Origin of the sequence: Pyrococcus sp., from assembly GCF_030153625.1 — an archaeon.
GTDB classification, from domain to species: domain Archaea; phylum Methanobacteriota_B; class Thermococci; order Thermococcales; family Thermococcaceae; genus Pyrococcus; species Pyrococcus furiosus.
The window spans coordinates 1-11002 of sequence record NZ_JASKLM010000055.1 but is presented as its reverse complement, the minus strand read 5'-3'; the positions used below and the strand labels follow the sequence as shown (position 1 = coordinate 11002).

General features: G+C 41.6%; 11 protein-coding genes and 2 pseudogenes. 2 read left to right on the top strand and 11 right to left on the bottom strand.

What is annotated here, in order from left to right; all coding sequences use genetic code 11:
- Positions 1 to 261: 261 nt before the first annotated feature.
- Positions 262 to 630, bottom strand: coding sequence for a cupin domain-containing protein (locus PWP39_RS08620; RefSeq protein WP_011011168.1), 369 nt, complete (start codon positions 628 to 630; stop codon positions 262 to 264).
- A gap of 71 nt (positions 631 to 701) precedes the next feature.
- Here PWP39_RS08620 and PWP39_RS08615 point away from each other — a divergent pair, with 71 nt between their 5' ends.
- Positions 702 to 2354: a DUF4910 domain-containing protein gene (locus PWP39_RS08615; RefSeq protein WP_014835487.1), complete on the top strand. Its 1653-nt coding sequence runs from the start codon at positions 702 to 704 to the stop codon at positions 2352 to 2354.
- Here PWP39_RS08615 and PWP39_RS08610 read toward each other — a convergent pair.
- From PWP39_RS08610 to PWP39_RS08580, 7 genes are all read right to left on the bottom strand, one after another.
- On the bottom strand, positions 2347 to 3405 hold the full coding sequence (locus PWP39_RS08610; RefSeq protein WP_014835486.1) for a glycosyltransferase: 1059 nt from the start codon (positions 3403 to 3405) through the stop codon (positions 2347 to 2349). The genes PWP39_RS08615 and PWP39_RS08610 overlap by 8 nt on opposite strands.
- Positions 3406 to 3439: 34 nt before the next feature.
- Complete coding sequence (locus tag PWP39_RS08605) at positions 3440 to 4123, bottom strand: fibrillarin-like rRNA/tRNA 2'-O-methyltransferase (RefSeq protein ID WP_011011171.1); 684 nt, start codon at positions 4121 to 4123, stop codon at positions 3440 to 3442.
- A 5-nt stretch (positions 4124 to 4128) separates the two neighbouring features.
- Positions 4129 to 5337, bottom strand: a complete 1209-nt coding sequence (locus PWP39_RS08600; RefSeq protein ID WP_288073468.1) for a C/D box methylation guide ribonucleoprotein complex aNOP56 subunit — start codon at positions 5335 to 5337, stop codon at positions 4129 to 4131.
- Positions 5338 to 5402: 65 nt separating this feature from the next.
- Complete coding sequence (locus PWP39_RS08595; protein WP_288073467.1) at positions 5403 to 5954, bottom strand: riboflavin synthase; 552 nt, start codon at positions 5952 to 5954, stop codon at positions 5403 to 5405.
- Positions 5947 to 7011 (bottom strand): bifunctional diaminohydroxyphosphoribosylaminopyrimidine deaminase/5-amino-6-(5-phosphoribosylamino)uracil reductase RibD, encoded by a 1065-nt coding sequence (ribD, locus tag PWP39_RS08590; RefSeq protein ID WP_011011174.1) that lies wholly within the window; start codon positions 7009 to 7011, stop codon positions 5947 to 5949. The genes PWP39_RS08595 and ribD overlap by 8 nt, the downstream gene beginning before the upstream one ends.
- Positions 7001 to 7474, bottom strand: coding sequence for a 6,7-dimethyl-8-ribityllumazine synthase (gene ribH / locus PWP39_RS08585; RefSeq protein ID WP_011011175.1), 474 nt, complete (start codon positions 7472 to 7474; stop codon positions 7001 to 7003). Before ribH ends, ribD begins: the two co-directional genes overlap by 11 nt.
- Positions 7471 to 8634 carry a bifunctional 3,4-dihydroxy-2-butanone-4-phosphate synthase/GTP cyclohydrolase II gene (locus PWP39_RS08580; protein WP_288073466.1) on the bottom strand — a complete coding sequence of 388 codons (1164 nt, stop codon included), beginning with the start codon at positions 8632 to 8634 and terminating at the stop codon, positions 7471 to 7473. Before PWP39_RS08580 ends, ribH begins: the two co-directional genes overlap by 4 nt.
- Before the next feature lie 116 nt (positions 8635 to 8750).
- Here PWP39_RS08580 and PWP39_RS08575 point away from each other — a divergent pair, with 116 nt between their 5' ends.
- The gene (locus tag PWP39_RS08575) at positions 8751 to 9383 is read left to right on the top strand and encodes a hypothetical protein (protein WP_011011177.1); all 633 of its coding nucleotides are present in this window, start codon (positions 8751 to 8753) and stop codon (positions 9381 to 9383) included.
- Here the strand turns inward: PWP39_RS08575 and PWP39_RS08570 are convergent.
- From PWP39_RS08570 to PWP39_RS08560, 3 genes and pseudogenes are all read right to left on the bottom strand, one after another.
- Positions 9337 to 10068: an energy-coupling factor transporter transmembrane component T family protein gene (locus PWP39_RS08570; RefSeq protein ID WP_014835482.1), complete on the bottom strand. Its 732-nt coding sequence runs from the start codon at positions 10066 to 10068 to the stop codon at positions 9337 to 9339. The genes PWP39_RS08575 and PWP39_RS08570 overlap by 47 nt on opposite strands.
- Positions 10065 to 10848 (bottom strand): annotated as a pseudogene (locus PWP39_RS08565) (energy-coupling factor ABC transporter ATP-binding protein). The gene PWP39_RS08570 and the pseudogene PWP39_RS08565 overlap by 4 nt, the downstream one beginning before the upstream one ends.
- A 63-nt stretch (positions 10849 to 10911) precedes the next feature.
- Positions 10912 to 11002, bottom strand: a pseudogene (locus tag PWP39_RS08560) (IS982 family transposase); the annotation flags it as partial.

Sequence of the window (11002 nt, the reverse complement as noted above, 5' to 3'; positions counted from 1 at the left end):
AGTATAGAATGCTCTCAGCCTTCATTTCTCTCCCTTCTTTTTCTGAAAAATTATCAGAAACTTAAACCTAACGCCCTACCGCTTATCCTAACAGTATCTCTTTTCGAGGAGAAGCTTATATATCCTGATCTCGTTCTTTTTCAGACCAATTACTTTTAGTAACTCTTCCAGCCTCTCTATACTCTTGTGTTGTCCCATTTTCTCACCTATGAATGCTTTTCTTCATAGGTTAATTAAGAAAAAAAATGGTTAAAAACTTTTTTACTCGGCCCATTCATCATCTGGTATGGCTTCCCTTTTTGCTGGGATTATGCAGATGAACTCAAATGTTTCGGAATCCTCGTTTTTATATCCGTGTGGTTCATTTGGAGGGATGTAAATGTAACTCCCAGGGACTACCTTAAACCAACTCTTTCCATCCTTAGTTAGGTATCCTTCGCCCTTAACCACAAATATTTCGTGCTCCCAGTCGTGACTGTGGATGGGTATCTCTCCTCCCTTTTTAATGACAAAATATCTCATTGCAAAGTTCTTTGCTCCTATTTTAGGGCTTATAAGCCATCTTATGGTTGTTCCTTCGGCATTTGGGACCTCCTTCTCTGGAGTGTCCTTAACATGGCCTATGTACATTTCGCATCACCAGGAAATATATCGGGATATATGTATTTAAACTAATCTATGGATATTATTTGGGGTTGCCTATGCAGTTTGATGCAAAAAATGTATTTTATAATGTTGTTGAAATATCTAAGTTCCACAGAATTCAAGGTTCTAGCGGTTTAGTAGAGGCGGCTAAATACATATATGACAGAGTTAAGGAACTTGGGTTGGAAGTGGAGTTCTTGGCGGATATTTACGATGGAAAGACAATTCACCTAACTCTCCCCTCTCCAATCGCTTGGGATGTAGTTGAGGGAGAACTAGAGATTGGTGAAACTAAGCTAACGATAAAAGACTCTCCCCTCCTGGTGATGGCCCATTCCCCAAGTGGCGAATTTGAGGGGGAAGTAGTTCCGATTCTAAATGAAGATGACTGGGAAAAGGCTGAAGGAAAAATTGTTTTGGTTGGAGAAAAATGGAGAAATGCCTATGAGAGGGCTAATGAGGTTGGAGCCAAAGGATTTATAGCATATAGGAAAGGAACTGGGAATGCCTTTCCCTATATAGGGCTCTTTTTAACAAAAGAAGATCTTAAATGGGCCAAAATCCCAGCAGTTGCAGTTCCTGAAACCATTGCAAATGAGATAATATCAAAGGCCAAGAAGGGAGGAGTAAAAGCTAAAGGTAGGGTAGTTACGGAGATAAAGGACAGAGAAATACTCCCAATTGTCTATGCAAAAGTTGGGGAGCCTCCTTATCTGCTCTTCTCTGCCCATATCTGCCATCCAAAGCCAGGAGCCAATGATAATGCTTCAGGGAGCGCTATGTTAATTGAGATTGCAAGGGTATTAAAAGATAAGTATGGAAGAGTTGGATTTGCATTTCTCTGGATTCCCGAGTATCATGGAACTCAAGCATTCATTCCAAGGGCAAATTTAGAGGAAATTTATGCAAACATAAACCTAGATATGGTTGGGGGTAGTGAGGATAGAGCGAAATCCACAATAATGCTTGTAAAAACGCCTCTTTCACGGTTCTCAGTTATTTCAGGAGTTTTGGAAATGTACCTTGAGAAGTTCAACTCCGGAGGGAAGACATTTTCTGGGAATAAACTCCCACTAATGAAGCTGAGGACTTATCCATATGAAATGGGCAGTGACCATGACATATTCAACTTCTTTGGAGTCCCTGGGACAATGCCAATAACTTGGCCAGACAAATTCTATCACACCTCAGCCGATACTCCAGAAAAGTTGAGCCTCGAGAGCCTTGAGATTATTGGAAAGGCCGTTGTATCGACTGCAGACTTTTTAGCTAATGGGAAAAAGGAGGAAATTGAGAGAGTGGCGAGGGGGTATCTAATGAAGTACTTGGGAGAGCTCTCAATTGAGAGAAAGCTTGAAGTTGCTGAGCTTTTGGCCATGAACGGACTTTCTAGGGATTCTAAATTCTTAGGATTATCCATGGGCCAGGAGATTAGTGAAGAAGGTTGGGTTGAGTGGACTAGGAAGGGATTAGTGAGTGTGAGGTTCCTCAAGAGAATAAACAAAGAAAAGGGTGAAGAATTTGAGCGCTTAGTTGAAGATGACAGAATGACTAGCTGTTACATTCATGAGTTCCTAATGTTAAGCGAAGTCCTACCCGAAGAAAAAGCCTGGAAGGCATTAAGAGATGAATACGGAAAAGTAAATGAAGAGAAAGTTAAAAGAGCGATAGAGATCCTTGCAGACCTGGGAGTAATAAAAGCTAGGTAGCCCAAGTTACGTGCCTATTAATTACGTACCTAACTCCAAAGGAAAGGACAATTCCCACTAGGTTTGCAATTAAGTAGTGAATTCCCAGGAAGAGGAGGATCCAATAGACTATGAAGTTTACAACAGCTCCGCTAAGAGCAGCTATGTGGAACTTAAATAGTCTTGAGAATATGCTTCCTCTCCTTATATCTTTGAATGTCCATATATCGTTCCAGAAGAAGTTGTTGAGTATCGATAACTCAACGGCTGGAATTACGGCTATTTCCTTAGGAATTCCCAGGTTGACAAAGAGCCAGAGAAATCCCTCATTGACTAAAATGCCAGAAAGTCCTACTATCGAGAACTTCACTATTCTATCAATTTCTCCCTCCCATTTCATAAGTCTATAAATATGCCTCAAGTATTCGAATATGGTTTTTCCTTTGAGCTTGCTCTCCCCCCTTGCTCTAATTCCAAATGTGAAGGGAACTTCAACGACCTTGCTGTACTTCCCTTTTATTAGAATCTCCATTAAAATCTTAAAGCCTATGGGGTTTAGCTCAACTCCTTCGACGACTTCCTTCCTTAGTGCAAAAAATCCGCTTACTGGGTCCTTTATGTCTCTAATTTTTGGCAGGGCAATTCTCCCAACCATTATCGCTCCCTTGGAGATTAACTTCCTGTAGAAAGGCCAGTTCTCTACTTTTCCCCCTTTAACGTACCTACTTCCAATCGCTATATCTGACCCGTTTTTTATTGCCTCAATAAGCTTTGGAATTACTTCTGGTGGATGCTGAAGGTCTGCATCCATCACGACAAAGACATCGCCGCTGGCCTCTTTAAATCCCCTTATTACAGCTGATGATAGGCCTTTTTCCTTGGTTCTTCTAATAACCTTTACTGGATACTTTGAACTTAGCTCCTGGGCCTTTTCCCATGTCCTGTCTGGAGAATCGTCATCTACAACAACTATTTCATAATTAAGACCTTGTAATGCATTATCAATCCTAGAAAAGAGCTCCTCAAGATTTTCCCTCTCATTATATGTGGGTATTATCACTGATACCTTCATTATTTAGCCCCAGAATAAGAAAAAGGAAGAAGATTTAAGGCTTTCTGACAACGAACAGAGCGTGGTCCTTTTCATATGGCTCAAGGTTTAACCTTTCAATGACCTCGAAGTACTCTGAAAGTTCCCTTTCAACTTCCTTAAAGACCTGTTCTGGCTCCTTAGTTACGTCAATGCTCCTGCTCTTCACAGCTATCATTCCATAACCGCCTCTCTTGAGGTATGCCTTAGCATTGTCTATGAGTATCTTTGCTTGGGTTGGTTGGGCAACATCCTCAAAAATCACATCAACTTTCGTGACCAATGCCCTGTACTCTTCTGGCTTTGTTGCATCTCCTAGGATTGGGATTATATTCCTTCTCTCCTCTACAATCGGAACGAGCTCTCTAAGAACTCTTGGAGAGAACTCTATTCCATAGATTTTTCCTTCCCAGCCAACTATGTCGCTTACGTGGGATGCCGTAGTACCGCTGGCTATTCCTAGGTAGAGAACGCTCTTTCCTGGCTTTATCGGGAAGTTCTTTAGGCCGTTAACTATAGCTGCCCCGAGCTTTGAGCGGTGAGGATTCCATATTCTGTATTCCTCTCCTTCCCACTTTATAACCCTCTCACCGTAAACCCTCTGCCCTGGGACTAGGTTCTTCGTTGCTATCTTCTCGCTCCCGTCATCGTCAATAACTACGTAGACCCCAGGGAACTTGTGCTTTTTAACCTCAACCATTTAAATCACCTCCTTCTGGGCTTTTCCTTCTTTTTCTTCTTTTTCTTATCCTTCTTCCATGGTTTCTTGCCTTTTCTTTCTTCTCTCTTCCTCTTTGGCGGCTTTGGATACTTCTCTTTGATTTCCCTTATCCTAGCCTCTAGCTCCTTCTTAAGCTCTTCAGCTATGTATTCTCCCGAGAAGTAGTCAACTCTTGCAGCTATGGCTAGCTTTCCGGCTAAAACTCTAGCTATCTTACCTCTCTGCCACCATGGAGAGCGGTTTATGGCCGGGTATTGGTAGATGACACCGTGCTTTGGTGGCTTTGCACCAGTCCTTAAGTGTCTGAACAAAGCTTTTTCTGCACCAAGCACTTGAATCGTTGATGAGGGCATCATTGCCAATTCTCTCAATCCTCCAGCTAAGCTTATTAGCCTTGCAGCGAGCTTTGCTCCAACCAGTGCCTTTAGGTTTGGCGCGACATCGTCCATTGCCCTGTCTATGTAATCCTCCAACTTCTTTCTGAGCTGATAAAGCCTGTCTATTTCCTCTGCAAGTTGCCTAACTACCTCTATATCAGTCTGATCCATCCATGCACCCATTGTTTTCTCCTTGGCCTCGAGAATCTTCTTTATCTTCTCCTCACTTAGACCAAGTTCCCTGAGCACCTCTTCGTTTATGTTATCCCTATGTCCGACCGTTTTAACAAAGGCCACATACTGTGGGTGCTTTGGAAGTAGCTCATCCAACTCTGGGAAGTGGAGAGAGTACCACTCCCTCAACCTAGCTACAAGAAGGTTGATTACCTTATCCACATCATCTAATGCCTCTATTGCTTGAATTACCATCTTGTCTCTTGCACCACTCTGCTCTTGGATTCTCATTCTCGTTAGGGCTACTCCAACCTTGTAGTACTCCTCGAACCAGTTCTCTCCCAGGAACTCTTCTGGGTTGCTCCTAAGTCTTTCTCCTGCGATGTTTGGAAATTCTGTTGTTGCACTAAAGCCGAGTTCCTTTGCCCTTCTGCTGAGTTCTGGGTGCTCAAAGACAAATTCATCGTAGCCTTTCTCTTTTAGGCTGTTTAGAAGTTCCTCTAAATCCTTTGTTATTTCCCCTTTGAGCAACTGGTCGAGCACTTTCTCCGGCTTATCGGTGAAGTACCTCTTTTCTATCAAATTCCCATTTTCGTCAAATGCGTAGATTCCCCTAACGTTCTCTGAAATAAAGGCTTTCATTATCATCACCCTATCAGCTGGTCTTGACTCCAAGTATAAAAGAGTTGGGCTAAAAGCTAAAAAGATTATCTATGGAGGAGGGCTCTAAGGTATTTCGCTACAATGTCAATTTCATAATTTACCTTTTCGCCTGGTTTAAGAATTCCTAGATTTGTATTTTTTAGGGTATATGGAATCACTTGAATCCAGAATCTCCTCTCTTCTACTTTTGCAACTGTTAAAGAAACTCCGTTTAGGGCAATTGAACCTTTTTCCACAACTCCCCATTCTTCGGGAGGCATCTCAAATGCCATCCAGGTTGTGTTTCTGCCTCTTTTTGACGTTAAAAACCTTACAGTTCCGTCCACGTGCCCTGTGACAAGGTGTCCGTTTACCCTTCCTCCAAAAGGAAGGGCCCTTTCTAAGTTTACTATTTTTGCCTCCCGTAGATTTGTTCTAGAAAGAGTTTCCTCTCCTACGTCGAATACTGCGACTCTCCCATCAAAGGAGATAACAGTTAGGCAGACACCATTTACCGCAATGCTATCTCCAGGTTTAACTGGGAAGGGCATTTCTACGTAAAGCCTATTGTTCCGAAAATTTGCTCTTCCCATTCCCTCAATTATTCCACTAAACATTTCTATCACCTGGGTATGCGGTAACTAAAAAGCTCTTCCCGACTCTTTTTATCCCCTCTATGTGGAATTTAGGGGCTTCATTGATGTCTCTGACCTTCAGTATCTCAAATGGTTTTATCCCTCTCCCAAATATTTTTGGACCATAAAAGAGATACAGCTTATCCGCGAAGTTTAAGAATTCTCCCGCTATTCTCCCACCTTCAATTAGCACACTATCTATTCCAATCTCCCCCAACTTTTTCAAAATTTCAAAAGGTTCGGTGATTGGATATGCTTCGCATATTCCTTTGAACTTCTCTGGCCTTTTAGTGAACACTATAACCTTCCCATTCTCAAAAACACGCAATTTGTGCCCCTTCTTAATAAAATCTGCAACTTTTCCCTGGGAATCTAGTATCACCTTAAATTTTTCAGTACACCCCTTAATTCTGCAGTCAAGCCTTGGATTGTCTTGAATAATTGTGTTGGCTCCTACCATTATGGCCATGTGGCGTCTTCTTAACTTTTGCACTTCTCCTCTTGCTTTTTCATCAGTAATCCATTTAGATTTGAAATTTTGAGTGGCGATAAAGCCGTCCAAGGTTAGGGCGAGTTTTATAGAAACGAAGGGAATTTTTGTAGTAATGTATTTGACAAAAATTTCGTTGAGCTTTTTTGCTTCCTCTTCCAAAACTCCAACTTTTACTTCAACTCCAGCCTCCTTCAGTTTTTTAATCCCTCTCCCTGAAACCAGGGGGTTTGGATCAACCATTGCTATTACGACTCTTGAAATTCCTTCCTCAATAATTCTGTCTGCACAAGGAGGCTGTTTTCCCCAGTGAGAACAAGGTTCCAGAGTTACGTATAGGGTTGCTCCTTCAATGGTGTATCCTTTTCTTTTGGCATCTTCAATGGCATTAACCTCAGCATGCTTGTCTCCAAACCTCTTATGCCATCCAGTTCCGATAATCTTGTTGTCCTTAACTAAAACAGCCCCAACCATTGGGTTTGGATTCGTCAATCCCTCCCCCTTTCTGGCCAGCCTAAGGGCAAGTTTCATGAACTTTTCATCGCTCATTATTCTCACCTAATTTCCTGAAAAGGTTGGCCATTTCAATTGTAGTTAAGGCATACTCAAAACCCCTGTTTGACTTTATTCCAGACCTTGAAATTGCCTGTATCTCGTCTTCCGCCGGTACTATTCCAAATATGACTGGGATCCCCTCTTCCAAGGATACTTGTGCTATTCCCCTTGACACTTGAGAGGCTACTAGCTCGAAATGTCTTGTCTCCCCCTTTATTAAGACTCCAAGGGCTAATATTGCGTCGTACCCTCTCTTTGCAATTTTCTTCACCGTAATTGGGATTTCAAATGATCCTGGAACCCTAAAAATATGCACTTCCTCTACTCCATGCCTCTTGAAACAATCAAGGGCACCTTTTAGGAGTTCCTCTGTTAGAAGATCATTAAACCTAGAAACAACGACCGCTATTCTTAACCCCTCCCCCCTATAATCCCCTTCAAATGTTCTAACTTTCATACCTCTACCCCCGGAATTTTATGTCCAAGTTTTTCAACCTTTGTTTTAAGATAGAAGAAGTTGTATCTGTTTATTTCCCCAGGAAGAGGTATTACCTCTTCAATTTCAATCCCAAGCTCTCTTAGAGCCTTGACTTTTGAGGGATTGTTTGTGAGAAGTTTTATTTTTTCAATTCCAAGGGCTCTTAAAATTTGAAAAGCAACTTCATAAGTCCTCTCATCAGGAGCAAAACCAAGTGCCTTGTTTGCTTCTACGGTGTCTAATCCCCTGTCTTGAAATTCGTAGGCTCTTATCTTCTCTCTTAATCCAATCCCCCTCCCTTCTTGGTCTAGGTAAATTAACACTCCTCCCTCCTGGGATATCGTTCGGAGTGCATTCTCTAGCTGGCTCCCACAGTCACATTTTAGGGATCCAAGTGTATCCCCTGTTAAGCACTTGGAGTGAACTCTTACGAGAGGTGTTCCCTTAAACGGCTTTTTCACGAGCGCAACATGATCCTTAAAATCTAGGTCGTTTTTGAAGCTGTAAATTTCAAAGTCTCCGTATTTAGTGGGAAGCTTTGCCTTGCTGTAAACATGAATTAATTGCTTCCTTCTTACGAACTCCTTCCAAATCTCCCTTATTCTAATGAGGGGAAGATCATGTTCCTTGGCAAAATGGAAGGCATAATCTAAATTGTGGGAATACCCTTTATCGTCTAATATCTCTATAATGAGTGCATATCTCTTGAATCCTGCCATCTCTACTAATTCAAGGGAGGCCTCTGTGTGACCTTTTCGCTTATTTAATCCTAATCCTCCCAGGAGTGGAAGATGGCCAGGATATCGAAAGTTCTCAATTCCAAGTCCTTCTGCTACTTTTCTTGCGGTTAGTGCTCTTTCTTCCGCGGTAATGCCAGTGAATACATCTTTGTAGTCAACTGGGATTAGAAAGTTGGTCTCTCCTCCATTATTGGGAAGTTTAAAGAATCCTCGTTTTATTCCTTCTTCCATATCTAGAGCTAGGCAGAGCAAGCCTTTGGCAGAAAGCATAAAGTTTACGACTTTAGGGGTTGCAATTTCTGCGGGAAATACTAGATCAGCCTCATTCTCCCTCTCCTCGTCAATAAGAACTGCAGGTCTTCCTGAGAGGAAGCTGTTCCTAATTTCTTCGATGTTCATATTTCTCACAATATGTCTCAAGTATAGAACTAAAATTTAAATATTGTGTTCCAAAAATAAGACAGAAACTAAATGCAGAGCAAAGGTATAAATACTCCAAAATCATAAATTCAACGATGTTTAGAAAGATAAGTGCGGAGAAAACCTTAAACGTCTTTGGACCTTTATCCACTATACTTGGGGAATTAAGGGAGGGAGACTGGGCTGGGGTAATTGCCACTGACCAAATTGCCTATTCTTATGTCCTTTACACTTCTCTCTCTTCCTCAGAGCTTAGCTATTATGTGGATATCTCCTCTAGGTTTTCTCCGGAGTTGATAAATAAGGAAGTGTTCTTTGCAAAAGCGTTTTCACTTTCTGAAATTCTTGATGCAACGAAGGAAATTAACGATGGCTCTCTCCTAGTTATTGGCTCATTCCAAGCGCTAAAGAAGGAGGTTGAAGAAATCCTCGAGCTTAAGAGAATAACAGATGAAAAAGGGATACACACACTTATTTTGGTTGAAGAACCGTTACTAAACGAACTAAACCGACTGGAGGAAAGCAGAAGACTTCTATTGATTCCAGAAGCCTTTGAACAGCTGTTCATTCTTAGAACTAGCTATTACAGGGGGAGATACAAGTTCTCACTGAGCGTGTTGAGAAACTATTCCGATAGGCTCTCTACCCTGGGAGATCATGAAGTAAATGTTGATGAGGAGATTAGAAGAATTTTAAGCCCAGGTAAAGGGCAAGAGCAAGAAAAATAATCCCTAGGGCTAGGTAATCTATAGGCGTCATTTTTAGTTCAATCAAATAAGTTCTCTTTCTTGAAGCTCCAAATCCCCTACTCTCCATTGCTATGGCCAATTCTTCGGCGGTCTTTATTGTTAGTACTAGGAGAGGAATTATGATTGCTATCATTTTCCTAGCTCTCTCTAGGAAGTTCCCCTTTTCCAATTCAAGTCCCCTACTTTTCTGTGCATCCATTATGTTTTGGGCCAGGTAATATAAGGTGGGAATGTACCTCAGAGCGATTAGTATTGTCAATCCAATCTCATATGGAAGGCCCATCTTCGTAAATCCTCTTATCAAGTCCCTCTGCTTCGTTGTCATAACAAGGCCAAATGCCATGATCGTTATTCCTATGAGCCTGAAGGTATAGGCAATCCCTATTAGAACTCCTTTTTCCCAGGGATCGATGATTATTGGCCATGTTACAAATGTTATTAAGAATATTGGAATTAGGGGTTTTAAAACGTAAAATTGCTCTTTAATCTTGATTTTTCCCAGAATTCTAAATGTTAGTACGGTAAAAACAAATATTAAGGGTGAATACACAGGATCTCTCGTCATGAACCCTAACCCCATAAAAACTGCAGTGCCAATGATCTTAACCCTGGGATCTAACCTGTGAAGAATTGAGTCCCTCTCTATGTATGGGGAGGTTATCATAGGCCAATCCCCCTCAGCAGTTCCTCAACACTTCTTACTGGTTTTAGGCCAATTCCTCTGCATATCTTCACTAATTCAGGCTCTTCCAACTTATACCTCTTTAAGTCCAACTCAAAAAATTCGAAAACGTCACCATAAAATTGAACTTCTCCATTTGAGAGGAGGAGAACTTTATCTGCAACCTCGAGAACTAAATCCATGTCATGCGTAACTATTACAAAAGATTTTCCTTCTTTCCTTAGCTCCTCTATGATATTTTTGAGAGCTCCAACTCCCCTCTCATCTAGTCCCGTGGTCGGTTCATCCAGCACAAGGTACTTTGGATTCATTGCTAATATGCACGCAATAGCCAAGCGCTGTTTCTCTCCTCCGCTGAGCTTGAAGGGGTTTTTATCTTCAAATCCTTTGAGTCCAACGGCCTCTAATGCCCATTTAACTCTCTCCTTAACTTCCTCTTCACTTAAACCTAAATTCCTGGGTCCAAAAGCTACCTCATCAAATACAGTCTCCTCAAAAAAACATCGCATCGGGATTTTGAAATACGTAGCCAACTATTCTACTTAACTGAGCAGTTGATGCCTCCTTAGTATTTATTCCATCAACAAGAACATCTCCTTTTTTTGGCTTAATTAGTCCGTTAAACATCTTTACTAACGTCGTTTTCCCACTTCCATTCGGCCCCACTACAGCTAAAATGCCCTCATCAAATGATAATGATATGTTCTTCAAGACGGGTTTCCCCTCCTCATACCAGAACCATACGCCCTTGACTTCTATCATCACTTTTCGATGAACACTTGGAGTAAAAAACCTATCCCTCTTTACACCCTAAGAGAAAAAACCCTAGTTCCCACCATCTGTGAAGTTGTATAATCTGTCCAGATTCACGGCCAGAATCGCCCCTAAAATCCTGACAGCTAACCCCCTCAAACTA

What these genes read in the sequence shown, in the direction of transcription:
- ribH (WP_011011175.1), bottom strand. Translation starts at nt 7,474, where the DNA reads ATGAAAGTTAGAACATTTGAAGGGGATTATAGGGGGGAGGGGTTAAGA.
- ribD (WP_011011174.1), bottom strand. Translation starts at nt 7,011, where the DNA reads ATGAGCGATGAAAAGTTCATGAAACTTGCCCTTAGGCTGGCCAGAAAG.
- PWP39_RS08575 (WP_011011177.1), top strand. Translation starts at nt 8,751, where the DNA reads ATGTTTAGAAAGATAAGTGCGGAGAAAACCTTAAACGTCTTTGGACCT.
- PWP39_RS08595 (WP_288073467.1), bottom strand. Translation starts at nt 5,954, where the DNA reads ATGTTTAGTGGAATAATTGAGGGAATGGGAAGAGCAAATTTTCGGAAC.
- PWP39_RS08605 (WP_011011171.1), bottom strand. Translation starts at nt 4,123, where the DNA reads ATGGTTGAGGTTAAAAAGCACAAGTTCCCTGGGGTCTACGTAGTTATT.
- PWP39_RS08620 (WP_011011168.1), bottom strand. Translation starts at nt 630, where the DNA reads ATGTACATAGGCCATGTTAAGGACACTCCAGAGAAGGAGGTCCCAAAT.
- PWP39_RS08600 (WP_288073468.1), bottom strand. Translation starts at nt 5,337, where the DNA reads ATGAAAGCCTTTATTTCAGAGAACGTTAGGGGAATCTACGCATTTGAC.
- PWP39_RS08570 (WP_014835482.1), bottom strand. Translation starts at nt 10,068, where the DNA reads ATGATAACCTCCCCATACATAGAGAGGGACTCAATTCTTCACAGGTTA.
- PWP39_RS08615 (WP_014835487.1), top strand. Translation starts at nt 702, where the DNA reads ATGCAGTTTGATGCAAAAAATGTATTTTATAATGTTGTTGAAATATCT.
- PWP39_RS08610 (WP_014835486.1), bottom strand. Translation starts at nt 3,405, where the DNA reads ATGAAGGTATCAGTGATAATACCCACATATAATGAGAGGGAAAATCTT.
- PWP39_RS08580 (WP_288073466.1), bottom strand. Translation starts at nt 8,634, where the DNA reads ATGAACATCGAAGAAATTAGGAACAGCTTCCTCTCAGGAAGACCTGCA.